The sequence below is a fragment of the Mogibacterium diversum genome (assembly GCF_002998925.1).
Classification (GTDB): domain Bacteria; phylum Bacillota; class Clostridia; order Peptostreptococcales; family Anaerovoracaceae; genus Mogibacterium; species Mogibacterium diversum.
In genome coordinates, this window is the sequence record NZ_CP027228.1 from 786,955 (window position 1) to 811,518 (window position 24,564).

Below are 24,564 nucleotides of genomic sequence, written 5' to 3' on the forward strand. Positions count from 1 at the left end.
TATTACAATTTAATCATCTTTCAACCTTTTTTTCAAGTGTTAGTTTGAAATTTTGTGTTCTAAATATCGTCCTTATTGCTTTTTTGAATTTTATCTAATAGTGTTATATAATTCTATAAGATTTCATTGTATTTATCATGTATTTTCAAGCTTTCTAAGATATATTTATTTTGCATATTTTATAATTCAATGATATTTAAATATACAAGCTCTATTTGTATTCATTAATTTATAATTCATTGGTTAGATAATTTTTATTTTTAACATAAAAATTTTTTTGGATAGCAAGCGAAGGAGTTATTAAAATTATGTTAAATGTTAAGAATATTACGGTTTTAAAAGAAAACAGTATTAACTCGTCAAGAAGATTCACTCTTTATTATCCTAGCGATTCTTCTATACGCGCTTTAATCGTATACATACACGGAGGCGGACTGCTATGTGGTAATGCAAAGGATTTGCCGGAACTTCATAAAGAGAAATTAACAGACGAGGGATACGCTATTTTAGCTATTGATTACCCTCTTGCTCCGCAGGCGAAGATTGATGATATTCTAGAAGACATTATTGATTCTATAAATAATTGTTTTGAGCTAACTGGTCTTAGAAGCGATCTCCCATTATTCGTCTGGGGGCGATCTGCAGGCGCTTACCTCGCATTGCTCGCATCTGCTAGCGATAAGCTCCACCTTAAATTGAACGGAATAATTTCGTACTACGGTTATGGATTTCTATGTGACAGCTGGTATGACACGCCAAGCCCACACTATGTGAACCTTCCTATTGTCGAAGAAGGCTCTACGAAGATTCACGATAAAGAAATCGTATATCGAGGGGATATAGCTAACTATTTCAGCACATATATATACGCAAGGCAGACTGGGAAATGGAAAGACTTAATATACGAGGGGCGCGATAAATATTTCTTTTTGTTATACACGTTAAGAGCCGTAGATAGTCTTCCGGCGCCTTTATTTGCTGCACATAGTACAGGTGACACAGATGTTCCATATAGCGAATTCATCGCCCTATGTAGTAAATATCATCCGGATAAATTCGTTGCCTCTATACCTGAACATGACTTCGACAGGAATACTAATGAACCTGAGACAGTTGAACTTCTTAATAAGACTATTGCATTTATATCTAATAATATTTAAATATAATTAGATGCTATGAGGGATTCCGTATGAAAATTCATCGGAATCTTCTCATAATATATTTTAACTTTGGTTTCTCAATTGTTTTCTCTATTATAAACCCTTGTTTTTCATATAGGTTCTTAGCAACTTTGTTAGAATCAAAAACTGATAATGTAATGCTATTAACGTTTTTATTATCGAAAATGTATTTTAAAAATTCTTTTAATGCCATTGAACCTAAGCCCATACCTGTTTTTTCAGGATTTATTACAAACCTACCGATGTGGATACTATCTATACTTGACCTTATTTCTTGTATTATTCCGACAAACTCATCATCATTGAAAATTGAAAAAACATTTTCAAGTTTTCTTATTTTGTCACAATCAAGCGGATAAGATACCTTGTTCCCCATCCATTGTTCTTGAAAATCCTTACCCTTATCATTAGACCATTCACATAGAGACAATGCATCAGCATCATTTATGCCTTTTTCAATTAAGATATTCATGCAACTCAAATTCTCCTAAGCTATTGATTAGAACTGCAGTATTGTTTCAAGCACATCACCGATATCACTGCTAATACAAATGCTTCTATCTTCAAGTTCTGCTGGACAAAATGCTTCTCCATAGTTAACACAAGCATAAGTTGAGTTCTTATTTGTAATCGCCATCTGCCAAAATGGAAACTTTATTATCACCGGTGTGTTTGCACCGACACCTAGCTCAAGAAATAGCACATTCATGTTCTCGTGTCTGCGCAGGAAATCCGAATATCTTGCCGAAGCATCTCGCCAGCCACCATCTTCGACGAAAGTCCCATCAGCTCTAAGGTTATTTGTTACTGGTCCTCCTGTGGTCGGCATAACAGGAATTAGTTCAGAAGGTATCTGCATCTTGATTGACTTATCACTAGGAACATCGAATTCGCCAGAATCATCACGTATAAATCCCTGTGCCTCCATAGCTCTATTGACCCAGACTTCGTTGTCAAAGGTAATGCCATCCTTACCATTCTCACTTTGGAACAGCCCGAAGTCCCCCTGTGTATAGAATAGTCTCTTTTTATCAAAACCTGCCCTCTGAAACTGGTGATCAACATTCGTAGTTACTACAAAATAATCTTTTCCACTAACAACCTTAAGTAAATTTTCATAGACAGGCTTAGGAGCCTTTATATATCTATTATAATAAATTGCCCTTGCCCACCATGCCCAGCGAGTTTCATCGTTAGGAAATGGAAAAAAACCGCCTGAATATATATCGGTTATTCCATACTCCTCAGCAAAATCAAAAAAATATCTTTCAAATCGTTCGCCGCTATACGTAAAACCCGCCGATGTTGAAAGCCCTGCCCCTGCTCCGATGATTACGGCATCGGCTGACTCTATGGCTACCGCCAGCTTTTCAGTTCTTTCTTGAATAGAGCCTTCACCATAAACCATCTGCCCATTGAGGTAGCTCATAACCGCTTGCCCTCTCTTTATGCTCTCTATATATCCATTAGGTCTATCTCTAAATAAGTCTCTCATAATACCCTCTATCTTCGTCCTTAAATACGTTAAATATCACTCTGTCCATAACCCCTGGGTGTTCCGAGAGCCAGCTTCTTACAGTACTAACTGCAATTTCTGCAGCGCGCTCATTAGGAAAATGGAATACCCCTGTCGATATACAGCAAAACGCTACTGTCTTTAAACTGTTTTCCATGCACATATTCAGTGTATTGATATAGCAATTTGCAAGGTCTTGCTCAAGCTCATGAGTAAGACTGAACTGCACGATAGGTCCAACAACATGGATAACTTTCTTCGCCGGCAAGTTATATCCGTCTGTAAGCATAGGGATTCCCGTTGGCTGTTGGTAATCTGCTCCGAACTTGGCTCTTAGCTGATTCATCTGCCTATTACATTCCTCTCTAAGCTGTACTCCTGCGTATGTATGAATGCAGTTATCTATACAAGTATGCATAGGGATAAAACAGCCTAGCATCTGTGAGTTGGCAGCATTTACTATTGCATCTACAGATAGCCTAGTAATGTCCCCTTGCCAGATTGAGAGACATTCGCTTCTAATAGGAATATCATTTACTTCAACAATTCCATGCTCATCTGCTACACCTTTTAAATATTCATCTTGAACTCTCAAAATTAAATCGTCGATGTGACGAGGGCTGCGTATGTTCATAAGTGAACGAAGAAGTCGCCTTTTTCCAACAACGTCCCCTGGCGTTTGCAAATCTTTATAATCTATAGAATCCGCTTTAAATTGCTCAACTAGAAAATCTAACCTCTCAGCTTGCGTCATCTTTTCATTCATATCTTTTCCCCGCTTTCACAACTTAAAGATATTATACCAAAACAAAAGCCCATTCACTCAATATTTGAGTGAATGGGCTTGATGAATTTTAGTCTATTTTAGGAAAAGTTATTCGCAAATCCCGTAATATAATCTCTACTAGTTTATTTCTCGAGTGTAGTTCCTTTTCTGAAGTTCTCACAAGACTTCATATTCTTCATTAGCAGGTAATAGATAACCCCTGTAGGAATCGTAGCTGTGAAGAACGAAAGGTCAACCTTGTAAAGTCCAATTGCTGCACCTACTACAGTTGCAATGATAGCCGCCATGTTTACACCAGCTTTTGACCCATTTGGATTATATAGATCGTCTAGCTGTTCCTTAGTGAAGTTTCTCTTGTGGAGAATGAAGTAGTCAACAATAAGGATAGCGAAGATTGGAGCGAAGAACGCCGAATAAATCTTAACGAATAGCGATAGACCTTTTGCAGAGCTATCATTAGTTAGGATCCATGGGCAAGTTGCTACTGCAAGGATTCCGATTAGGATTACAGCAGTTCTGTGCTTCATCTTAAATGTATCCATGAATACGTATGCTGGTGGAATTACGTTACTTGCAAGGTTTGTCGAAAGCTGTGCAAATATGATAAATGCCAGCGTAACAACTAGTACAATCTTATTATCTACCATCTCAGCAAATGCGTTGATTGGATTTGCAATTCCAGTAGCTGTCGACGCCATAGCACCAATAATTCCAAGCATAACTGTCGCTGGAACCATAGCCATGAAATACGAGAAGCCTCTTACAGGTGCGCTGTATCCTTGCTTCATCTCACGAGAATAGTCCGATGCATTGAGCATTACTGTAGTTGAGTTTCCAAAGAAAGCAATTACAGAAGCAACAAATGGAAGTCCCCATGTACCGCTCTTATGCATTAGGTTAGCAGAAATAGCATCCCACTGAGTTGTAAGGCATATGTAAAGCAGATAGAACATTGCAATTACAATTACCGTTCCGCCGATATTTCCGACCCACTTTGCACCCTTGAATCCCTTGATTGAGAGCAGAATCTGCACAATCTGGAAGAGGATGAAGAATAGCCAGATATTATCATAGTGGAATAATAGTTTCGAAATATTGTTGATAGCAGCTCCACCTAGCCATGTCTGGTAGCCATACCATACGATAGCCGGAAGACCTCTTATCATAGATGGAAGTACATTCCCCTTAGTACCATATGCACTCTTAAGATGGATGGAATATGGTGCTCCAGTCTTATAACCGAACTGGTCATTCATAGCTATTCCAACTACTAGTATCGTTGAGCCAAGCAGCACTGCTAGGAACAGCTGTATTAAATTGAGACCTGTCTCCATCTGAGCGGATCCCATTGCCAAAGTTCCGATTGAGATACAGCCACCGAGCCAAAGCATAGTGTTCGAGCCCCAGCTCATGGTACGTTTCTCCCACGGAATCGGTTTGATGCTCTCGCCCTCATTATTAGAGGTATTTACGTTCTTGTTTTCTGTACTCATATTGTTCTCCCTTAATTATTTAGCACCTTTATCTAACTGGTGTTACATACTTTCCAAAGCCCTTAGCTTCTTCTACATACATACCATCCTTAGCGACAACGCGGCCACGGATAACTGTGCATGTTGGTGCACCCTTTCCTTCCAGTCCGTCGAAGCAAGTTACATGTCCCTTTGTGAAGAGCTTCTCCTGCTCAACCTTCCAAGGCTTTTCTGGATCAAGAATTACCGCATCAGCGTCAAACCCAATTTCAAATGCACCCTTCTGTCCATAGAAACCGAATACCTTTGCCGGATTATAGTCCATAACCTTAGCTATTAGGCTTGGGCAAAGCTTCTTCTGATGTACTACCATATCGAACATCATAGGCAGGAAGAACTGTATAGCATTGAGTCCGCCCCAGGCCTGCCAAATGTCTCTCGACTCATTATCCTTTTCCTCGTCCGCTGCTGGTGAGTGGTCACTACCAACGCATGATAAAGTTCCATCGAGTACATAATCCCAAAGCTTTTCTACGTCTTCCTTAGTCCTTAGAGGTGGTGTGCACTTAGCTGGTCCGCCTTTTTCAAACACAAAATCTTCTGAGAAACCTAGGTAGTGAGGGCACGTCTCAGCAGTTATTGGTAGCCCTTCGTACTGAGCTTCCTTAACGACCTGTGCAACCATAGGATGACTTACGTGACAGATATGCACTCTACCGCCAGTTGCTCTAGCCATGTCTATTACATTTTTAGTAGCTACGTATTCTGTCCATACATCGTGAGAATCGAGGAAAGCTCTGATTTTCTCTTGTCTTGAAAGACCGGTCATAGCCTTAGCCTTCTTCTCTCTCTCGAGAACCTGTCCATATTCTTCGCAGTGGAATCCACAGAGAGCCTTGTATGGCTTTAGAAGCTCAAGAGCTTCACGAACGTTACCCATATTCACAGTTGGGAAAAGTGGTCCGTTAGGGCATGTGAATCCCTTAAATGCAGCTACGCCAGCCTTCTCAAGGTCCTCTAAATCAGCAAGATTGTTATGAACCGAGTCTGGATCATCATCGAAGTCCCCTACAATTCCACCCCATAGACCGAAGTCGATGTATGAATGTTTAGTAATCTTGCTCATCTTTAGATCAAAGATTTCCTTATTCATGAGCGATGGGTCATTGTTAAGAGGCATGTCGATAAGAGTTGTACAGCCTGCAACAGCGGCTGCTCTTGAACCCGTTTCAAAGTCTTCTCTGTAATCGAATCCAGGCTCGTTTAGGTGAGCATGGCAATCGATGATTCCCGGATATACTAGGTTTCCCTCTGCATCGATAACTTCTGTAGCTTCAGCTTCAGTCCCTGGAGCTAGGAATGCAGCATACTTGCCGTCTTTTACAGCAATATCTGCTTCGTAGACACGGTCTGGTGTAACCAGCTTACCGTTCTTGATAATTAGATCATACATGTCTAATCCTCCTTATTATGAGTAGAGAGAGATGCTTATCGCACCTCTCCACTTATTTATTGAATGAATGATTACATAAAATTCTAACTGAATTTGTTATTAGTCTTCAAAGATTGTTCCAGTTCTGAAATTCTTAGAAGATGGCATGTGCTTCATCAGTAGATAGTAAACAACACCTGTTGGGATGAGGCTGATATACCACGATAGGTCTACAACGAATACTGATACGAGGGCTCCAACAGCGATTGAAATTATAGCTGCCCAGTTGATTCCCTTGAAAGGACCCTGCTTGTCGTAAAGAGTATTGATATCAAGTGTGCTCTTACGAAGGAAGTAGTAATCTACAACCATTACAGCAAAGATAGGTCCGAGGAATGCGGAGTATACCTTTGTGAAAAGGGATAGTCCAGCAGCTGAGTCAGCAGTAACTAGCTTCCAAGGCATTACGCACACAGATAGGATACCAACGAGCACTGTCGCATGTGACCACTTCATTTTGAAGGACTCCATCAGAACATATGCTGGTGGAACGATATTGTTCAGTACGTTAGTTGTAACCTGTGCGAATGCGATAAATAACAGTGTGATAACTGTTAGGAACTTGCTTCCCATTGTTGTTGAGAATACGACTACTGGGTCTGAATTTCCTGTTGCTGCAGTAACGAGAAGTCCGATGAGTCCCATGAACAGTGTTACTGGCAGGATAGCGATCGTATAAATCGAACCAGTCTTAACTGGCTTTATGTCTTCCTTAAGGTTTCTCGAGTAATCTGATGCGTTGATGATCATTGTCGAGTAGATTCCAAGGAACGAAGTTGTCGCAGCCCAGAAAGGCATACCCCATGTACCCTTAACATTTGCAAACGATGCGCTGATATCTACGGCGAACTTAGTCTTTACAACGTATAGCATGTATGCGAGGATTGCTACGATGAATACGCAAGAGAAGTTCTCAAGCCACTTGATTCCGTGGAATCCTTTGATAGCGAGGCCAACCTGCAGAAGCGTGAAGAGGCCAAATACAACTGGGAGGTTATCGAATCCCCACAGAATCTTGAAGCAGCTGTTGATAGCTCCTGCTCCAACCCATGACTGGAATCCAAACCACACGATAGCCGGAAGACCTCTAAGAACTCCTGGAATCTTTACACCAGTTGTACCGAAGCTGGATCTTAGCTGAACAACATATGGCATACCATACTTATGTCCTGCATTACCGATAAGCACTAGCGCAATTGCAATTACAAGGCATCCGATCGTCATAGCTAGAATAGCCTGCGCGATTGTTAGTGTGCCTATGAGTGCTGATCCCATCGAGAATGTACCGATGGATACACAACCACCTAGAAACGATGCTGTGTAAGATAGCGATCCCATGATTCGACTCTTTGTCGGCTGTAGGTCTTCATTGACTCCGACAACAAGATTCGGATCAAGTGTTTTGTTATCTACAATACTCATTAAAATATTCTCCTTTAATTTTTCAAATAATTTCGTTTAGAATAGTCTCTTAACCAGTTCGCCTGTACCCTTCTGTCCAACAAGCTTACCGTCTTCTGCCATTAGCTCCCCTCTTACGAAAGTAGCTACAGGTAGACCCTTACCTTTCATTCCTACAAATGCAGAAATCTTATTTACATAGTATAGAGAATCTGCTGTAATCTCCCATTCTCTCTCAGGGTCAATTATTACAATATCAGCGTCAAAGCCAACTTTAATATCACCCTTCTTTCCATAAATGTGGAATGCTTCTGCAGGCAGCTTAGCCCATGAGTTAGCAAGGACACGTGGGTCAACTCCGCGCTTAAAAACTCCTTCAGAGTAAATCGCCTGAACGCAGCTCTGGATGCCACTTATTCCACCCCATACGTCAAATACATTCTCTATCTTCTGTCCTAGGATTTCATTGAACTTCTCATCATATGTACAAGGCGAATGATCTGATGCTAGCCCAGCGAAAACACCTGCTTCTACGCACATCCACATGCCTTCAACATCTGCCTTCGTCCTGAGCGGAGGAGCGCACTTGAATAGCGGACCGTTCTCTAACACATCGTCTTCTGTGAATGACAGGTAATGTCCACATGTCTCTGCAGAAACCTGATATCCTTCACACTGCGCCTCATACACCTTCTCAGCGGCTGCTGGATGGCTTACGTGACAGATGTGTGCACGGCATTCAAGCTCCTTAGCAATTTCTACTACAGTTTCTGTTGCTACGATTTCAGATGCTGGAGTTCTTGAATCGAGGAAACCTCTCCATGTGAGATTACCAGCTTCCTTTTGTGCCTTTTCCCCTTCTTTAATCATCGCAAAATCTTCGCAGTGGAATCCAGCCATGCCGCCAAATTCCTTTATGATTTTCATGGCCTGATATGCCTGCCCGTATGTTAGCGGTGAATAGTCAGGTGATACTGGTCCTAGGAATGACTTAAAAGCTATTACTCCTCGCTCATCGAGACCCTTTAGCTGGTCAAGGTTACCCGGTACAAGTCCTCCCCAGAATGCAAAATCTGAATACGCATTAGGCTGAACCTTTGCTAGCTTAGCATCAAAAATCTCAGGTGTAGTAAGCGCTGGTTCATTTTGAAGTGGCATATCGATGATCGTCGTATATCCACCAACTACAGCTGCTGCAGTTCCATGTTCATAGTCTTCTCTCCACTCGTAGCCCGGATCATTAAGATGTGCGTGAGTATCAATAGCTCCAGGAAAAACCTGCTTGCCAGCTGCATCAATTACTTTAGCCGCTTCAGGTTCATCACCCTTTGCTAGTATGGCTGCAATCTTGCCATCTTTGACAGCAATATTTGCATCCTGAACTAGATCAGGTGTAACTACCTGTCCGTTCTTAATTAATAAATCATACATATAATCCCCTCCCTATAGCCTTTTAGACTATAAATGTGAAGTAATTAATTAAATTGATTAGGTACATTCATTTATAAAAAAATGTGGTCAACCAATTTCAATATTTCTATGGATATATACTACATTAGTAGCTAAAAATCTTCAATATCCTTATTTATTTAAATACGGATTGATTGTCTTTTTTTAATTAAAATTTTTTATTGTTTGTTGAAGTTGTACGTTAAAACTAAAATACTTTTTAGTTTTTGTTATAATAGTGTTAATAATTCCAAATCGAGGGTAGTAAAGATGGACATATTGCAAACATCTATGTACACAATAAAAACTTTCAATAGACTGAAATCAGCTAAACTTAGACCAAACATAGACTTGTACGTTCATTCAATATATGAACGCACTATAAATCTAATGCTCGATGGTCAGCTTATAGCACTGCAGATTGCTGATTCTCCAGTTTCTCCTATAAGCATCATTTTGCCATTGGACGAAACGGGTTTAGACAGACTAAAAATAAAATCTAATAGTCCTGTATCAATAGATGGTACCAATTTGTTAGTAGGGGAAAATATCATTTCACTAGATCGCGCCTATGATGTTTATGATGATACGCTCTACGAGCACACCTGTTCATCTTCGTTAAAGGATGTAGTGTGGCAGCTTATAATAGCCTCTGATAGAGACGGTTTTTCAACCCTCATAAAATCACAAAACACTCCAGATGATATTGCCCTTTCATATGCCAAGAAAAAACTAATTGATGCGGAATCGATATGTAACACTATGATGTCTGGGAATTCAGCAGATGAACCCACTAAATCGAATCAGCTTACTAAATTGTGTGATTTACTATCAGGTCTGATAGGTGTTGGCACTGGTCTTACACCTAGCGGTGACGACTTTATGACGGGGGTACTTTCAACATTTAAAGCACTTCCGCAATGCTTTAACCACAAACTGATTTCAGCTCTATCTAACTCAGTATGTAGTAGACGAAACAATACTAACGAAATAAGCAGCACATTCATCGACTGTGCATTAAGAGGTCAATTTAGCAAGGCAATCATAGATCTATATGATTCATTATGTTTAGATAATGTTCAGTCACCGGGCATTGAACAAGATAAAATCGATAATTTGCTAGACAGTTTTCTAGATATAGGTCATACATCTGGTATAGATACGTTAACGGGAATATATTGGAGCATGACACATCTTTCTAAAATTTAATATTCAATCAGCTGTTGAAACGAAGGTATTTTTTTGAATATTTAATTGTGTTTCAACCACTTTTTAATTTTGTGGTATAATGTGTATATCTAAGACGAAAGGAAGTATTTGAAATGAGTCTACTAACAACAATGCAGAAGAGACGCAGTGTTCGTAAGTATAACACCGAACCTGTTACAGAGAAGGAATTAAACGATATTATTTCAGCAGCCCTACTCGCTCCAAATGGTAAAGGACTTAGACCTTGGGAATTTGTAGTTGTCAGAGAAAAGGATACTCTTAGAGAATTGATGAACTGCCGTAAGGGAGGCGCAAAGATGCTCGAGACGGCTAATGTTGCCATTGCGGTTTATTCTGATTCAGATAAGACTGATACATATACAGAGGATAGCTCAATTGCTATGACTCACATGCTACTCGAAGCAGCCGATCTTGGTTTAGGCGCAGTTTGGCTTCAGATTAGGTTACGTCCTTCAAACGTGGAGGGTGTTACAGCTGAAGAATTTGTAAATGCAAGACTCAACCCACCTAAAAACATGCAGGTGGAAGCTCTACTAGTGCTAGGTCATATTGATGAACAGCCTAAGGCTCATGAGCTGCCAAGTTTTCCTTCAGATAAGGTTCATAACGAAAAATGGTAAATTAGATAGCCTAACAAAAAATACAAATCATAGATTTAAAAGAGCAATGCGTTCAGCCATTGAATGCATTGCTCTTTATATATTCATCGGATTACTGCATCTCGAAGGAGAAAGGTAATTCAAGTTCATTACCTTCATTATCAGCGCCTTCTAATGTAAATTTGAATGGAAGATTTGAATCTATCCTCTTGAATATGATCACTCCAGATATGCTCGCTCCAGCCTTGATATTTTTTTGCATATGAACATCGTCATAAAGATAATTTTCTAGGTCAGCCTCATAATCATTGCCGTCTTGACTAAGTATGCTTTGATTTGGATATATTTCGATGTTTTTCTTAGTGCCATTCTTTACCTTAATGTAAACTCTCGTCTCATCGCTTGTTAAATCAACCTTTTGAACGGTAGCTGAAACGCCCTTAACCTTAACATCATATCCGATATCCAGAGTCTCCTCCGCCGGAATCGCATCAGTTGATTTTATCTTTTGAATCTTTTTTGCTTCGAGTTTAACAGCCGTCATTTCTGTCGATTCCGCATCAACGACCTGCGCTTTGCCAATGACTTTACCCTTTACTTTTATATATTCGCCATCTTCGTACTTTACCTTATTATCGGATACAACTACAACTGTTGGGTGCTCCTGCTTGGCGAAGTCCTCATATCCCTGCAGATGAATCTCCCCGTGGACTTTATCTACAGCAACAATCTGCATTTTTAATTCTTTTATCGTCTTGCCCTTAAACTCTTCAGGGTGTGCATAAAGTTCTTTAAGCTTTGCTTTGCTAAAAGAAGACGAACAAGCTGCCATAGAAAGACTAATCCCCAATGCTAGCATTAGTGTAAAAAATATCTTAATTGAATGTCTTTTTGACATAGACATACATGCCTCCTGCGGAGCATGACGCTCCGTCTAAAAAATTTATTTTGCTTTATTACAGCATTTTTCTAATCTGTTTTCCATCCATCCATGATGTTATATTCTCAAATACCATCTCTGCACGTCTATCGATGGATTCCCTCGTATCAAAGCCCACATGAGGTGTACAAACTAGGTTAGGCGCGCCAATAAGCGGATGATCTTTAGGGAGCGGAGGATCCTTCTCGAAAACATCTATTCCAGCTTTAATTCGTCCCTCTCTAAGCGCATTCGCTAATGCTTCTGTCTCAATAACAGGCCCTCTTGCTGTGTTCACGAGTATTGCTCCTTGCTTCATAGTGGCAATTTCTTTTTCCCCAATTAAACCTTTAGTTTCTGGTGTCAAAGGAGTGTGGATCGAAATAATATCTGCGTTCGCCATGACATCGATGAGCGGCATATACTCGAGTCCAAGAGCCTTGGCTGCGGTTTTCTCACTCCTATTAAAACCAATAAGTTTACAGCCAAATGCCTTAAAAATAGCAGCAGTTCTAATGCCGATTGCACCTGTACCTACTATTCCGACAACCTTACCTGCGAGCTCTCTGCCTGCGAGGCTGCCTTTACCAAGTCCATTTTGAACGGCTTCGTTGCATAGAGTAATATTTCTCAAACAGTCTAAAGTCAACCCTATTGCGAGCTCCGCCACCGCGTCATCACAGTATCCGCCCGTATTGGATATAAGTACTCCTTTTTCCCTGCAAGCTTCAACGTCCACATGATCTATCCCCACAAATGCAACTGAGACGAGTTTAAGATTCTCGTCTGCTCTAATGACCTCTCCAGGAAGTGGATGATTTGCTATGATAAGAACCTCTGCATCTTCAGCGCGTTTTATTAACTCGCTTGTATCAGTAGTCACAGTATCGTATGACTTAAATGTATGACCTTGTTCTGTCAGTGTACTCGATAGTCTCTTCAAGGTGTCCTCGGAAATACCTAGTGGCTCCATAAGAATGATCTTCATTTTATTAGTCCCCCTTGTATATTGTTTAATGATAGTTTTTATTATAGCACAATGACAGCAATCACATTATGAAAAAAATGATTGGCTGTCAGATAAAAGTTTACCACAACTTCATAATTCTATACCCTATTTTTCTTTGACGCACAATCTATTGTGCGCAATCGATTTTCATGTTAAAATCCCATATATCATACTAATTCATCACATTAATTAACTTTAATATAGAATTTGGAGTAATTCATGAAGGACAAACTGATCTGTGGATGTGTCAGAGTATATCGCTCTGACATCGAACGAGCCATCTTAAATGGAGCACGTACATATACAGAGATTCAAGAGAAAACAGGTGCAGGCACTAGCTGTGGAAACTGTAGACCTCTTGTAGAAAAAATTATTCGCGAGACCATTTCTGGACTTGATGAGTAGTTATGGTCTTAACGTAAGTTCCATTTATAAATGACATATAATTAAGCACATATGCAAATATTGGGCATGGAATTGAACAGTTAATGCAGCTCATATTTCGTATAGCACTACATTATATAAAATCTAAGAAAGCACAACCACCTAACACCTGTTAAGCGGTTGTGCTTTCTTGTACATGCTTTCTTTTAAGACGATTTTACTTACTAAGGTTAAACTTCTTTTTCCTCATAATCAGCATGACACTAGCTACCGAGAGACCAAGCAGTCCCGAGTAAAATTCAATACCTGTATTGTCAGCTGTCTTTGGCGTAATCCTGCTACTACTAGCTTTTTTCGCCTTAGAAATCCCATGTCTAGATGGATCACTTGACTTTGAGACCTTAGGTTTTGGCACATTCTGAATCTGAGGTGTAGTTGAAACGGACTCTACATATTTAGTGTAGACATGCGTACGAATATCCGAAGTGTCTGGGAGGGTATTTTTAAAGACATAAGCGATCTTGCCACCTGCATCGTATATATACTGATCTGCATCGAGGAATCCGAAGGTCCCAGCCTCTTTTACGGTGTTGCCATCTTCATCGATGTATCTGGTCACTTTTGCTGCTTTCTGTTCAGCCCCTATAGTAACGTTAGGAACAGCTCCAGTAACCGTTAGACCAAGAAATATAACGCGTCTCTTTACGGGTTTAAACACCTCTACCCCATTTTCTACAGTTCGATACCTAATTGTCTGTGTAGCAACCCTGTATTCTCCATATTTACCACCTGCCCAAGGTATAACTGTAGCTGCTGCCTGTTCTGCAGCTGGATCATTAGCATCTGGATTGACAATATCTGAGTGGATAGATTTCCATGAATTAATATATTCATTCATTTCCTGTCCTGTCAGAGTATATGAACCTGTATACGATATATTCTCATCGACAGCCGTTGCTCCCGAAGTATTATTCCCCTCCGCAAAAGTCTCGTCGATATCGAAGAACAATACGAGCTGCACGGTAAAAAGCAGAATTAAAAGAAATGAAAAAGCACGTCTATATTTTGATGAATTTGTAGTTTCATATTTCATAATTTTGTCTTCCATAATACATTCCTTCTCTTATCATTTTTTATCAGTAAACAATCGGATTATTCGTATTGTATCAGATTTAATTTTGTAAAACAACCCATCTAACCCCTATATAAATTTACACAAAAAACCCTCCTCGCAGGTTATCCGGCAAAGAGGGTAAATATCATTATCTGTAAAGTTTCCTAAATAAGTAAAATACAATTTGAAGCCCATTAAAGCTTGATACTGCCACGATGAACAGTATCACAATATTCACATCTATATATGTGATTTTCAGCGTCATCAAGACGGAATCTATGTTCAATTCCTCTCTCAGTCGAGGTAATGCAGCGAGGATTCTTACACTGAATAACATTTGTAAGTCGCTCTGGCAGCTTCATATGCTTCTTGCTATGGAGTTTACTATCCTTGATTATATTGACTGTAATATTAGGATCTACAAAGCCTATTAAATCAAAATCCAAATCGATAATTTGATCAATCTTGATTATGTCCTTCTTGCCATACTTACCGCTTTTAGCATTCTGGATAATAGCTATACTACAATCTAGTTTATCAAGTCTTAGCAGATTATATATGGCTAGAGATTTTCCTGCATCAATATGATCAAGAACTATTCCGGTTGTTACTCCATCAATATTCATTAATTCAGACCTCCTTCGATACCCAGAAGCATGAGAATTAGCGCCATTCTCGCGTATCTTCCGTTCTTAACCTGATCAAAGTATTTAGCCCTAGGATCCTTATCTACCTCTACGGAAATTTCATTAACCCTTGGCAGTGGGTGCATAATTACTAAATCATCCTTTGCCGATTCTAACTTTTGTTCATCTAGTATATAAGTATCCTTGAGTCTAACGTAATCCTCTTCATTAAAGAATCTCTCCTTCTGCACTCTAGTCATATAGAGTACGTCTAGTTCAGGGAGCGCCTCTTCTAGGGATGTCGTCTCAACCCACTTAATGCCGGCATCATCCATGGCATCTTTATTATACGAAGGGAGCTTTAGTTCGTCAGGAGATATGAGCACAACCTCAATCCCCTTATATCGCAAAAGCGCCAAGATGAGCGAGTGCACTGTTCTACCGAATTTAAGGTCACCACAAAATCCCACCTTTAAATCTGTTAAACGCCCTTTGTTACGAAGTATCGTGAGTAGATCGGTTAGTGTCTGAGATGGATGTAAATGACCACCATCACCTGCGTTGATAACCGGTACGTCGCATGAGTTAGCAGCTACAAGTGCTGCTCCTTCCTTAGGATGCCTCATAGCGATTATATCGGCAAAGCATTCCATAACTCTCGTCGTATCGCTTACCGTCTCCCCTTTAGAAGCTGACGATGAGTTAGCATCAGAGAACCCAACCACATTGCCTCCAAGTCCATACATTGCAGATTCGAAGCTGAGCCTCGTACGTGTACTTGGTTCATAGAACAATGTCGCCAGGGTCTTATGAGCGCACTTATCCTGGTATTTTTCAGGTGATTCAATTATATCGCTTGCTAGCGCTAACAGTCGGTCTAGCTCATCTAGGTCGAGATCAGTAATGTTAATTAAATCTCTCTTAGCCATTCAATTATTACCTTTCCTTCTTCACTTGTTACGTAATTTTCAGCAACAGCAGTATCTATGAGTTCACTTATTGTGCATAGACTTAGTTTCTCGACATTTGCATCTTGGAAATTCTTATCAGCCTTCGCAGTTTCATATGTAAAGATACTAATAACCGCGAGCACTTCTGCTCCAGCCTCACGAAGCGCTTCAACTACCTCGATTGATGATCCACCCGTAGAGATAAGATCTTCTACAACTACTACCTTATCTCCTTTTTCAAGCTTTCCCTCAATTCTATTGTTTCTGCCATGTGATTTGGAGCTTCCTCTTACATACCCCATAGGCTTCCCCAGTATGTGGGCTGAAATGGCTGCATGAGCAATTCCAGCTGTGCTCGTACCCATTACTACATCACACTCAGGAAATTTCTCATCGATTACTCTAGCCATCTCGTGCTCGATAACATCTCTCACCTTAGGTGCAGTGAGTGTAAGTCTATTATCACAGTAAATAGGGCTCTTGATACCGCTTGCCCATGTAAAAGGATCATTTGGGCTTAGGAATACCGCTTTTATGCCGAGTAACCCCTCTGCAATCTGCTTTGATTTGCTCGCTGAATTAGTCATTGTTAATCTCCTCCATACAAGTTTTATATGCTTTAACAGGATCATCTGCTTTCGTTATGCTCCTGCCAATTACAAGATAATTTGATCCCATTTCCTTTGCTCGCCCAGGGGTTGCAACCCTACTCTGATCACCCTTCGCGTCTCCAAGGAGTCTGATTCCGGGTGTTACTGTAAGAAATTCCTTCGAAGTCCCATCATGTATTTCTTCCGACTCCCAAGCCGAGCAAACTACTCCGTCTAGCCCTGCCGCTTGTGCATTCCTTGCATATGCTAGTACTGTATCCTTGAGGTCACCTTCAATCCTGAGTTCTCTATTCATAGTCTCCTGATCTGTAGATGTAAGCTGAGTAACCGCTATAATCTCAGGCCTAATGCCCCCAGCTGAGCCTTCTTCGAGACCTTCTACAGCTGCCTTCATCATCTTGATTCCACCAGCTGCGTGGACGTTAACCATGTCAGCCCCTACAGAGGCGAGGACTTTCATCGCACTCTTAACTGTATTTGGTATATCGTGCAGTTTAAGATCCAAGAAAACCTTGTGCCCTCTACCTTTAATCTCTTTCACGATTGAAGGACCTTCGCCATAGAAGAGTTCCATACCAACCTTTACATATAGTTTCTCATTTTCAAATTTATCGAGAAATGAAAGTGCTTTCTCTCCACTTGGAAAATCTAATGCTATTATTATCTCTGGCTTCATCTATATTACTCCTCTAATTTCATCCAAATTCTTGATTCCTAGCTCTTCCATCCTAGGCTGTAGCTCACTGATTATGCGTGGCATTGTCCATGGATCGATAAGGTTTGCAGAACCGATCTCTATCGCTGTTGCTCCAGCCATTATCATCTCTAGCACGTCATCAACACTCTGAATACCACCAATGCCAATTATTGGGAGCTTTACTGCATGAAACACTTCATTTACCATGCGCTGGGCAATCGGTCTGATAGCTGGTCCAGATAGACCTGCATATTTCATCGCCGTCACAGTTGTTCTCGTTCTGAGATTGATTCTCATAGCTTTGAAGTTGTTGATCAAACTGATTCCATCTGCACCTCCTGCTTCAGAAGCCTTTGCAATCTCAGCAATATCGGTTACATTTGGAGTAAGCTTCATAAATATCGGCAGTTTCGTAACATCTCTGACGGCTCTAGTTATTCTCTCAGCCATACTTGGATCAGCGCCAAATGCCGATCCGCCATGCTCCACATTAGGGCAGCTAATATTCACCTCAAGTATATCGGCATATCCCGACGCATCTAGCTTTGATGCTACCTCAGCAAACTCAGAAATGCTAAATCCACTTATGTTGATAATTAGAGGTCCCTGATAAATATCTTTTAGCGCAGGTAAATCCTCATCGATTACACGATCTATTCCAGGGTTCTGTAACCCTATAGAGTTAAGCATGCCACTCGTACATTCAGCGATTCTAGGAAGATTATTTCCATACCTCAGTTCAGCAGTTGCACTCTTCGTCACAACAGCGCCTAAGACATTTAAATCGAATAACTCTCTATATTCCTGCCCGTAGCCAAATGTCCCACTTGCTGGCATAACCGGATTCTTGAGTTCAATTCCCGCCAGATTAACCTTAGTTAAAGGCTTTCCCATCTTAGCACCTCCTTATCAAAAACCGGTCCTTCCTTACAGACTCTCTGACTTCCATCTACCGTTCTTATGGAGCATCCCATGCATGCTCCAAATCCGCATCCCATGCGAGCTTCGAGGCTGAACTGCCCGCGCTCCACCTTATGATCTAGAGCACGAAGCATCGGCAGAGGACCGCAAGCACATGCATATTCACACTTGTCAAAAGCATCCGTCACAAATCCCTTCTGTCCATATGAGCCATCAGCAGTCATAACCGTTATATCATCTGAAAAATGTTCGAAGTCTTCGAGCATAAACATCTCATCTGCAGAATTATAGCCTAGCACCACCTTACAGGATTTTCCCGCCATAACCATCGCTTTGAGTAATCCAAGCATCGGCGGAATTCCGATACCACCACCGATTAAATATGCACCATCTGGGATTTTATCGAGATCGTAACCATTTCCTAGACCTGTAATTCCTTTTACATAGTCTCCAGGCTCCATCCTGCTCATGATATCTGTCCCTTCACCAACGACTTTGTAGATTAGAGTGTATCTGCTGCTATCGTAGCTGCTAACCGAAATTGGTCTCCTCAGAAATTTGTCTGGAACTTCAACCATCGCAAACTGACCTGGTCTTGTAAATTCAGACTTCGGTGTCTCGAGAGTCATCCGGTAAATGCCTTCAGCGAGTTTTTTATTCTCAAGTATTTCGCTTCGTAGGTCCCTCATATTATTTCTCCAAATTCTCGTAAACTATCTTACCATTCATAACTGTGAGCTCCACTAGTCCGTTAAGCATGTTCCCATCAAAAGGAGTGCACTTTCCTAATGAGAGGAATTTTGATGCATCTAGCTTGTAATCTTTATCTAAATTAACTACAGTAAATCCATTTTGCTCAAGACCAAATCTCTCCCTTGGTGTTACTGACATCAGTTTTACTAAGTGCTCAAGCGATATGATACCGGTCTTAACCAGGTACGTGTAAAGAGCCGAAAAAGCACACTCAAGTCCAGTGATTCCGTTTGGACTCTTCAGAAAGCCCCTACTCTTCTCCTCAGCACTATGAGGTGCGTGGTCTGTTGCTATCATATCTACAGTGCCATCTAGAATTCCCTCTATAAGAGCATTCTTATCAGCTATATCCTTAATCGGAGGATTCATCTTGAACCTGCCACCAAGCTCTGGCCATCTGTTAATAAATGCATTTAAATAATCCGTATCGAACACGAGGTAATGAGGTGCTGTTTCGCATGTGACGTCTACACCGCTCTTCTTGGCATCTCTAATCACTTCAACGCTCTCTTTGCAGGAGATGTGGCATACATGATATCCAGCACCAGTCTCATCTGCGAGTTTTAGATCTCTCTCTATCTGTTTCCATTCACTCTCTCTGACCTTGCCTTCCCTTAGCAGTGATTCATCTTCGCAATGAGCTACGATGAGTTTGCCAAGTTCCTTAGCCTGATACATTGCGTCGCGCATCAGCCCGTCTGCCTGCACACCTCGTCCGTCATCAGAAAATGCACACACATGTGGCGCAAGAGCCTTCATATCTGAGAGCTCTCCTCTACCATTCTGTGACATAGTGATAGTTCCATATGGAATCACCTCTATATCGGCATCCTTTTTGATCAAATCAAGCTGCACATTAAGTGCATCAAGTGTAGATGGTGCTGGCTTCAAATTAGGCATTGTACACACTGTAGTGTATCCACCGTGTGCTGCAGCTTTACTCCCTGCGCTGATGGTCTCTTTGTAAGACTGGCCTGGTTCGCGAAAATGAACATGCACATCACAGAATGACGGCAAAATAAAAGAGTTATCAGCATTGATAACTCTTTCAAAATCAAAATCACTACCGGTTTCGGATTCTAGACCGGCCTTCTCACGAGCATCAACTACAAACAATTCGTTAGGTAAAAACTCTCCAGATTTGTAAATCTTTCCGCCTTTGATTGCAGTAGTCATAGTCCCTCCAATTATATTAAACTCCCTAATAACTCTCGTTAATTACTATATGAAAGTATAACATTTTTGAAACGCACTATGTGAGAGGAATGTTAAAATCCGCCGCAAAATTTTGTTATTAATATTGATAATTTTCTTATAGAAGAATTACTCTTCTTCAGATGGCTCAAAGTCCTTAATCTCCGGTGGAAGCTCAAGTCCATTTTTCTCATAATAATCTACAAGTGCAGCCTTGATAGCCTCTTCAGCTAGTACTGAACAGTGTATCTTCCTTGATGGTAGACCATCAAGCGCTTCAACCACTGCCTTGTTAGATAGTTCGAGAGCTTCTTTGATGCTCTTGCCCTTGATAAGCTCAGTAGCCATTGAGCTAGATGCGATCGCTGACCCGCATCCAAAGGTCTTAAACTTTACGTCTGTGATGATATCATTATCAATCTTTAGGTAAATTCTCATGATATCGCCACATGTTGGGTTTCCTACTTCACCAACTCCATCGGCATTTTCAATCTCGCCTACATTTCTTGGATGCTCAAAATGATCCATTACTTTTTCACTATATAACATGTTCTCTCTCCCCCTTCTCTAGTTCATCCCAGAATGGTGATATTTTTCTATAGTGTTCAACAACTTGATGAACCTTTTCTATGATGTAGTCTACCTGCTCCTCTGTATTTTCCTCATTGAGACTAAATCTAAGAGACCCGTGTGCTGCCTCAATAGGAACACCCATACCTATTAGAACGTGGCTTGGGTCGAGGGATTCGCTTGTGCAAGCTGATCCAGATGAGCATTCGATGCCATACATATCAAGAGCCAATAGCAGCGACTCGCCCTCAACTCCTTCGAACGAGTAATTAACGTTACCAGGGAGTCTCTTTACAGGGTCTCCATTGAGCTGCGAATAAGGAATATCCGACAACCCTTTGATAAGTCTATCTCTAAGGGCAATTGTCTTTGCATTATTCTCTTCCATGTGCTCAATTCCATCTTCAAGGGCAGCAGCAAGAGCAGCAATGCCTGGAACGTTAATCGTACCAGCCCTCTTGCCTCTCTCCTGAGCTCCACCTTCAATTACGTTTATTAATCTGATACCATTTCTAGCATATAGAACTCCAACGCCCTTAGGTCCGTGGAATTTATGAGCTGATAATGATAGCATATCTATGTTCATTGCCTGAACGTCTATAGGTAGGTGTGCTGCAGCCTGAACGGCATCTGTGTGGAAGAGCACGCCCTTTTCGTGACACAGCTTTCCAATCTCAGCAATTGGTTGAACAGCTCCCATCTCGTTGTTAGCAAACATAATCGATACGAGTGCCGTATCCTCTCTGATTGCGTCCTCAACATCCTTAACGTCTACACTTCCATTTGGCTGTGGTTTTAGCAGTGTAACCTCGAAGCCCTCTTTTTCTAGCTTGCGAAGTGTATGAAGAATTGCATGATGCTCTATATTAAGAGAAATCAGATGCTTCTTACCCTTCTTAACTAGCCCTCTAGCTGCAGAAATTAAAGCCTGGTTATCTGCTTCACTTCCACCTGAAGTAAAATAAATCTCATTAGGCTTTGCAGCATTAAGCGCCTTAGCTACTTTCTCTCTGGACTCATCCAGCTTCTCTTTAGCAATCTGTCCATCCGTATGAAGACTGTTAGGGTTGCCGTTATAATTCTTAAGGCAATCTAGCAGCGTATTGAGTGCGACATCGCTCAAATAAGTTGTTGCCGCATTATCTGCATATACTCTCATGTATACCTCCCTACCAATAATTTAGTCATCTTAGTGCAGTTGTATTATATCCCTTTAATCCCTACCTGGTCAATAGGAATTACTCTTGGATATAACTTAAAACAATTATCTTGATGTGTCTTGATCTTGTATGAGCTTATCGACATTACCAGTCATGAGATCTTGTAGCGTTATGTTATCAAGATACTCATCGATAACCTTGTCAAGGCCAATCCACAGTGGAAGTGTCACGCATGAATGCGCTCTACCGCAGCTGACCTCACCAGACTTTATACAATCTACTGGGGCAAGACTGCCTTCCGTAATACGAAGGATTTCACCGATGTTATAATCTTCAGGTGATTTAATCAATCTATAGCCACCGTTCTTACCTCGAAGGCTCCTCAGCATACCACCTTTGTTAAGCATCGATACGACATTCTCGAGATACTTCATCGATAGCTTCTGCCGATCTGATATATCCGCGAGAGATACGTAACCTCCATCGTCGTGGTTAGCAAGATCAATCATGACCATCAGAGCGTAACGACCTTTTGTTGAAACAATCATGGCTCTTCCTTTCTTTGATATCTTGCGTGTTCATTTCTTACAACTGAAGAATAACACATTGCGCACAACCAATCAAGCATTTTCCTATTATTCATATAGGAATTTGGTGTATTAAAAAATGAGCAAAATTTTATGCTAGTCTTTTCTTGAACTTTCACCAACTTAACTCGCATTTTTGCTCATTATATTTTACCGTTTATCGTTATGTTTCGACATCCGTTTATAACTGGTACATACGATACATATTTGCATATATACCGTCCTTCGCCATGAGTTCATCGTGTGTTCCCTCTTCTGCAATTCCATCTTGATTTAACACGATGATTCGGTCTGCACTCTTAATTGTGGTTAATCTGTGCGCAATTGTGATAGTTGTTCTTCCTTTCGACAAATCTGCTAGCGACCGCTGCACCAGCTTCTCACTTTCATTGTCCAGAGCTGATGTAGCTTCATCGAGAATGAGGATTGGTGGGTTCTTGAGAAATACCCTTGCAATGCTAATACGCTGCTTCTGACCACCTGACAGCTTCATACCTCGCTCACCGACACTCGTATTATATCCGTCAGACATCTCTCTTATGAATTCGTCAGCTCCCGCGAGCTTTGCAGCCTGTTCAATCTCTTCCATTGTCGCTCCTGGTTTTCCATAAGCGATATTACCTGCAATAGTATCGGAGAATAGATATACATCCTGCTGAACCATTCCTATGTGCGATCTAAGCGACTTGCATGTCAGCTGTCTAATGTCGTAACCATCTACTTTGATGCTTCCCTCCGAAACCTCATAAAACCTTGGAATAAGGTTGCAAAATGTCGTCTTTCCTGCTCCTGATGGCCCTACCAAAGCGAGGTTTTCTCCAGGTTTAATGCTTAGGTTGATCTTATTGAGTATTTCCTCGCTGTCACTATATCTAAATGTAACATCGTTGAATTCAATTGCACCCTTGATGTCCTTTAAATCGATAGCATCAGGTGCATCATCGATCTCTATAGGCTCATCCATAACCTCGATGAATCTCTCAATCCCTGTCATTCCACGCTGAAACTGCTCAGTGAACTCTACAATTCTTCGAACTGCTTCTAGCAGCACTCCTATATACATCATAAAGGCTACGAAGTCACCTGTGGTAATCCTTCCGTTCTTAAGTTCAAATGATCCAACAAGGATTACAACTATATACATTAAGCCATCGAATGTGCGTGTAACACTGCGGAACCCTGCCATCGCCTTATACCCTATGGCCTTTACCCCCAGGAATCTCGAATTATCTACATCGAATCTAGCCTGCTCAAATTCTTCATTTGCAAATGATTTTGAAACCTTTATCCCGAGAAGGCTATCCTCCACATGTGAATTGATTTCTCCGAGACCACTTCGCTGCATCTTGAAAGCACGTCTCATCTTCTTCCTAAAAGTATATGTTGCAGCAATCATGATAGGAATAATTGCGAACATAAGCACAGTTAGCAGAGCATCTATTCTCACCAAGAGTACAAAACCCAGAATGATCTTTATCGATGCTATCCAGTATTCTTCTGGACAGTGGTGCGCAAACTCTGTTATATCAAATAAATCACTCGTAATTCTAGATATCAGCTGACCTGTTTTATTTTCACTATAATATGAATAAGATAGGTTCTGACACTTCTCATATAGATCACGCCTCATGTCAGTTTCTATCTTTGCACCCATCACGTGCCCGGTATTTTGCATATAGTAATTTGCCACCACGTCAACCGCCCTCAGGCATAGATAGATTCCTACAATCTTGACTATCAAATCAGTTGTAAATTCCGCAAAATCAGCAGCAACAACATTGCTTATATATCTGATTAACAGAGGCAGAACTATATCGCTTACCGTAGTAAACGAAGCACAGATTAGATCAAAGATTAGTATCCCTTTATACGGCTTAAAATATGGTGCAAACCTGCGAATGAGGTAGCTAGATGACATAACTTTATCCTTAGACTCTCCCAT

The 24,564-nt window shown here is 40.8% G+C and carries 25 protein-coding genes; 4 read left to right on the forward strand and 21 right to left on the reverse strand.

Annotation, left to right across the window (positions count from 1 at the left end; translation table 11 throughout):
* Positions 1-308 precede the first annotated feature (308 nt).
* Positions 309-1,160 carry an alpha/beta hydrolase gene (locus tag C5Q96_RS03710; RefSeq protein ID WP_106057070.1) on the forward strand — a complete coding sequence of 284 codons (852 nt, stop codon included), beginning with the start codon at positions 309-311 and terminating at the stop codon, positions 1,158-1,160.
* Positions 1,161-1,197: 37 nt separating this feature from the next.
* Here C5Q96_RS03710 and C5Q96_RS03715 read toward each other — a convergent pair whose 3' ends face one another.
* The 7 genes from C5Q96_RS03715 to allB (C5Q96_RS03745) all read right to left on the reverse strand — a co-directional run bounded on the left by C5Q96_RS03715 (position 1,198) and on the right by allB (C5Q96_RS03745) (position 9,280).
* Positions 1,198-1,653 (reverse strand): GNAT family N-acetyltransferase, encoded by a 456-nt coding sequence (locus C5Q96_RS03715; protein WP_106057071.1) that lies wholly within the window; start codon positions 1,651-1,653, stop codon positions 1,198-1,200.
* A 27-nt stretch (positions 1,654-1,680) separates the two neighbouring features.
* Complete coding sequence (locus C5Q96_RS03720; protein ID WP_205764005.1) at positions 1,681-2,676, reverse strand: SIR2 family NAD-dependent protein deacylase; 996 nt, start codon at positions 2,674-2,676, stop codon at positions 1,681-1,683.
* Positions 2,660-3,463, reverse strand: coding sequence for a protein-ADP-ribose hydrolase (locus C5Q96_RS03725; protein WP_245905605.1), 804 nt, complete (start codon positions 3,461-3,463; stop codon positions 2,660-2,662). The genes C5Q96_RS03720 and C5Q96_RS03725 overlap by 17 nt, the downstream gene beginning before the upstream one ends.
* A gap of 143 nt (positions 3,464-3,606) precedes the next feature.
* The gene (locus C5Q96_RS03730) at positions 3,607-4,977 is read right to left on the reverse strand and encodes an NCS1 family transporter (protein ID WP_106057073.1); all 1,371 of its coding nucleotides are present in this window, start codon (positions 4,975-4,977) and stop codon (positions 3,607-3,609) included.
* Positions 4,978-5,005: 28 nt separating this feature from the next.
* The gene (gene allB / locus C5Q96_RS03735; RefSeq protein WP_106057074.1) at positions 5,006-6,409 is read right to left on the reverse strand and encodes an allantoinase AllB; all 1,404 of its coding nucleotides are present in this window, start codon (positions 6,407-6,409) and stop codon (positions 5,006-5,008) included.
* A gap of 99 nt (positions 6,410-6,508) precedes the next feature.
* Positions 6,509-7,870: an NCS1 family transporter gene (locus C5Q96_RS03740; RefSeq protein WP_106057075.1), complete on the reverse strand. Its 1,362-nt coding sequence runs from the start codon at positions 7,868-7,870 to the stop codon at positions 6,509-6,511.
* A 36-nt stretch (positions 7,871-7,906) separates the two neighbouring features.
* Complete coding sequence (allB, locus tag C5Q96_RS03745) at positions 7,907-9,280, reverse strand: allantoinase AllB (RefSeq protein WP_106057076.1); 1,374 nt, start codon at positions 9,278-9,280, stop codon at positions 7,907-7,909.
* Between the two features lie 288 nt (positions 9,281-9,568).
* On the opposite strand from allB (C5Q96_RS03745), the gene C5Q96_RS03750 reads away from it, so the two are divergent.
* Both C5Q96_RS03750 and C5Q96_RS03755 read left to right on the forward strand, forming a co-directional pair.
* Positions 9,569-10,507, forward strand: coding sequence for a DUF2877 domain-containing protein (locus C5Q96_RS03750; RefSeq protein ID WP_106057077.1), 939 nt, complete (start codon positions 9,569-9,571; stop codon positions 10,505-10,507).
* A 113-nt stretch (positions 10,508-10,620) separates the two neighbouring features.
* Positions 10,621-11,148, forward strand: coding sequence for a nitroreductase family protein (locus C5Q96_RS03755; protein ID WP_106057078.1), 528 nt, complete (start codon positions 10,621-10,623; stop codon positions 11,146-11,148).
* Positions 11,149-11,239: 91 nt separating this feature from the next.
* Here C5Q96_RS03755 and C5Q96_RS03760 read toward each other — a convergent pair whose 3' ends face one another.
* Positions 11,240-12,031, reverse strand: coding sequence for a DUF4352 domain-containing protein (locus C5Q96_RS03760; RefSeq protein WP_106057079.1), 792 nt, complete (start codon positions 12,029-12,031; stop codon positions 11,240-11,242).
* Between the two features lie 52 nt (positions 12,032-12,083).
* Positions 12,084-13,034 (reverse strand): 2-hydroxyacid dehydrogenase, encoded by a 951-nt coding sequence (locus tag C5Q96_RS03765; RefSeq protein WP_106057080.1) that lies wholly within the window; start codon positions 13,032-13,034, stop codon positions 12,084-12,086.
* Positions 13,035-13,274: 240 nt separating this feature from the next.
* On the opposite strand from C5Q96_RS03765, the gene C5Q96_RS03770 reads away from it, so the two are divergent.
* Positions 13,275-13,460 carry a (2Fe-2S)-binding protein gene (locus C5Q96_RS03770; protein ID WP_106057081.1) on the forward strand — a complete coding sequence of 62 codons (186 nt, stop codon included), beginning with the start codon at positions 13,275-13,277 and terminating at the stop codon, positions 13,458-13,460.
* A gap of 196 nt (positions 13,461-13,656) precedes the next feature.
* Here C5Q96_RS03770 and C5Q96_RS03775 read toward each other — a convergent pair whose 3' ends face one another.
* The 12 genes from C5Q96_RS03775 to C5Q96_RS03830 all read right to left on the reverse strand — a co-directional run bounded on the left by C5Q96_RS03775 (position 13,657) and on the right by C5Q96_RS03830 (position 24,564).
* Complete coding sequence (locus C5Q96_RS03775; RefSeq protein WP_106057082.1) at positions 13,657-14,547, reverse strand: hypothetical protein; 891 nt, start codon at positions 14,545-14,547, stop codon at positions 13,657-13,659.
* A 200-nt stretch (positions 14,548-14,747) separates the two neighbouring features.
* Complete coding sequence (locus C5Q96_RS03780) at positions 14,748-15,179, reverse strand: aspartate carbamoyltransferase regulatory subunit (protein WP_106057083.1); 432 nt, start codon at positions 15,177-15,179, stop codon at positions 14,748-14,750.
* A complete protein-coding gene (pyrB, locus tag C5Q96_RS03785) occupies positions 15,179-16,108 on the reverse strand; it encodes an aspartate carbamoyltransferase (RefSeq protein ID WP_106057084.1) in 930 nt (309 codons plus the stop codon). Before pyrB ends, C5Q96_RS03780 begins: the two co-directional genes overlap by 1 nt.
* On the reverse strand, positions 16,090-16,716 hold the full coding sequence (pyrE, locus tag C5Q96_RS03790; RefSeq protein WP_106057085.1) for an orotate phosphoribosyltransferase: 627 nt from the start codon (positions 16,714-16,716) through the stop codon (positions 16,090-16,092). Before pyrE ends, pyrB begins: the two co-directional genes overlap by 19 nt.
* Positions 16,709-17,416, reverse strand: coding sequence for an orotidine-5'-phosphate decarboxylase (pyrF, locus tag C5Q96_RS03795; RefSeq protein ID WP_106057086.1), 708 nt, complete (start codon positions 17,414-17,416; stop codon positions 16,709-16,711). Before pyrF ends, pyrE begins: the two co-directional genes overlap by 8 nt.
* Positions 17,417-18,331, reverse strand: a complete 915-nt coding sequence (locus C5Q96_RS03800) for a dihydroorotate dehydrogenase (protein WP_106057087.1) — start codon at positions 18,329-18,331, stop codon at positions 17,417-17,419.
* Positions 18,316-19,047, reverse strand: a complete 732-nt coding sequence (locus C5Q96_RS03805) for a dihydroorotate dehydrogenase electron transfer subunit (RefSeq protein ID WP_106057088.1) — start codon at positions 19,045-19,047, stop codon at positions 18,316-18,318. The genes C5Q96_RS03800 and C5Q96_RS03805 overlap by 16 nt, the downstream gene beginning before the upstream one ends.
* Position 19,048: 1 nt before the next feature.
* The gene (locus tag C5Q96_RS03810; protein ID WP_106057089.1) at positions 19,049-20,287 is read right to left on the reverse strand and encodes a dihydroorotase; all 1,239 of its coding nucleotides are present in this window, start codon (positions 20,285-20,287) and stop codon (positions 19,049-19,051) included.
* Positions 20,288-20,434: 147 nt separating this feature from the next.
* Positions 20,435-20,854: a Fe-S cluster assembly scaffold protein NifU gene (gene nifU, locus C5Q96_RS03815; protein WP_106057090.1), complete on the reverse strand. Its 420-nt coding sequence runs from the start codon at positions 20,852-20,854 to the stop codon at positions 20,435-20,437.
* Positions 20,844-22,034, reverse strand: a complete 1,191-nt coding sequence (locus C5Q96_RS03820) for a cysteine desulfurase family protein (RefSeq protein ID WP_106057091.1) — start codon at positions 22,032-22,034, stop codon at positions 20,844-20,846. The genes nifU and C5Q96_RS03820 overlap by 11 nt, the downstream gene beginning before the upstream one ends.
* Positions 22,035-22,139: 105 nt before the next feature.
* On the reverse strand, positions 22,140-22,583 hold the full coding sequence (locus tag C5Q96_RS03825) for an RrF2 family transcriptional regulator (protein WP_106057092.1): 444 nt from the start codon (positions 22,581-22,583) through the stop codon (positions 22,140-22,142).
* A 220-nt stretch (positions 22,584-22,803) separates the two neighbouring features.
* The gene (locus C5Q96_RS03830; RefSeq protein ID WP_245905607.1) at positions 22,804-24,564 is read right to left on the reverse strand and encodes an ABC transporter ATP-binding protein; all 1,761 of its coding nucleotides are present in this window, start codon (positions 24,562-24,564) and stop codon (positions 22,804-22,806) included.

Bases quoted from the DNA above. Each gene is read 5' to 3' on its own strand.
- C5Q96_RS03740 (WP_106057075.1), bottom strand. From the start codon at position 7,870: ATGAGTATTGTAGATAACAAAACACTTGATCCGAATCTTGTTGTCGGA.
- C5Q96_RS03825 (WP_106057092.1), bottom strand. From the start codon at position 22,583: ATGATTGTTTCAACAAAAGGTCGTTACGCTCTGATGGTCATGATTGAT.
- C5Q96_RS03765 (WP_106057080.1), bottom strand. From the start codon at position 13,034: ATGAAGATCATTCTTATGGAGCCACTAGGTATTTCCGAGGACACCTTG.
- C5Q96_RS03805 (WP_106057088.1), bottom strand. From the start codon at position 19,047: ATGAGGGACCTACGAAGCGAAATACTTGAGAATAAAAAACTCGCTGAA.
- C5Q96_RS03810 (WP_106057089.1), bottom strand. From the start codon at position 20,287: ATGACTACTGCAATCAAAGGCGGAAAGATTTACAAATCTGGAGAGTTT.
- C5Q96_RS03780 (WP_106057083.1), bottom strand. From the start codon at position 15,179: ATGAATATTGATGGAGTAACAACCGGAATAGTTCTTGATCATATTGAT.
- C5Q96_RS03820 (WP_106057091.1), bottom strand. From the start codon at position 22,034: ATGAGAGTATATGCAGATAATGCGGCAACAACTTATTTGAGCGATGTC.
- C5Q96_RS03720 (WP_205764005.1), bottom strand. From the start codon at position 2,676: ATGAGAGACTTATTTAGAGATAGACCTAATGGATATATAGAGAGCATA.
- C5Q96_RS03725 (WP_245905605.1), bottom strand. From the start codon at position 3,463: ATGAATGAAAAGATGACGCAAGCTGAGAGGTTAGATTTTCTAGTTGAG.
- allB (WP_106057076.1), bottom strand. From the start codon at position 9,280: ATGTATGATTTATTAATTAAGAACGGACAGGTAGTTACACCTGATCTA.
- C5Q96_RS03770 (WP_106057081.1), top strand. From the start codon at position 13,275: ATGAAGGACAAACTGATCTGTGGATGTGTCAGAGTATATCGCTCTGAC.
- allB (WP_106057074.1), bottom strand. From the start codon at position 6,409: ATGTATGATCTAATTATCAAGAACGGTAAGCTGGTTACACCAGACCGT.
- C5Q96_RS03775 (WP_106057082.1), bottom strand. From the start codon at position 14,547: ATGGAAGACAAAATTATGAAATATGAAACTACAAATTCATCAAAATAT.
- pyrF (WP_106057086.1), bottom strand. From the start codon at position 17,416: ATGAAGCCAGAGATAATAATAGCATTAGATTTTCCAAGTGGAGAGAAA.
- C5Q96_RS03755 (WP_106057078.1), top strand. From the start codon at position 10,621: ATGAGTCTACTAACAACAATGCAGAAGAGACGCAGTGTTCGTAAGTAT.
- C5Q96_RS03830 (WP_245905607.1), bottom strand. From the start codon at position 24,564: ATGGGAGAGTCTAAGGATAAAGTTATGTCATCTAGCTACCTCATTCGC.
- C5Q96_RS03710 (WP_106057070.1), top strand. From the start codon at position 309: ATGTTAAATGTTAAGAATATTACGGTTTTAAAAGAAAACAGTATTAAC.
- nifU (WP_106057090.1), bottom strand. From the start codon at position 20,854: ATGTTATATAGTGAAAAAGTAATGGATCATTTTGAGCATCCAAGAAAT.
- C5Q96_RS03730 (WP_106057073.1), bottom strand. From the start codon at position 4,977: ATGAGTACAGAAAACAAGAACGTAAATACCTCTAATAATGAGGGCGAG.
- C5Q96_RS03800 (WP_106057087.1), bottom strand. From the start codon at position 18,331: ATGGGAAAGCCTTTAACTAAGGTTAATCTGGCGGGAATTGAACTCAAG.
- pyrE (WP_106057085.1), bottom strand. From the start codon at position 16,716: ATGACTAATTCAGCGAGCAAATCAAAGCAGATTGCAGAGGGGTTACTC.
- pyrB (WP_106057084.1), bottom strand. From the start codon at position 16,108: ATGGCTAAGAGAGATTTAATTAACATTACTGATCTCGACCTAGATGAG.
- C5Q96_RS03760 (WP_106057079.1), bottom strand. From the start codon at position 12,031: ATGTCTATGTCAAAAAGACATTCAATTAAGATATTTTTTACACTAATG.
- C5Q96_RS03715 (WP_106057071.1), bottom strand. From the start codon at position 1,653: ATGAATATCTTAATTGAAAAAGGCATAAATGATGCTGATGCATTGTCT.
- C5Q96_RS03750 (WP_106057077.1), top strand. From the start codon at position 9,569: ATGGACATATTGCAAACATCTATGTACACAATAAAAACTTTCAATAGA.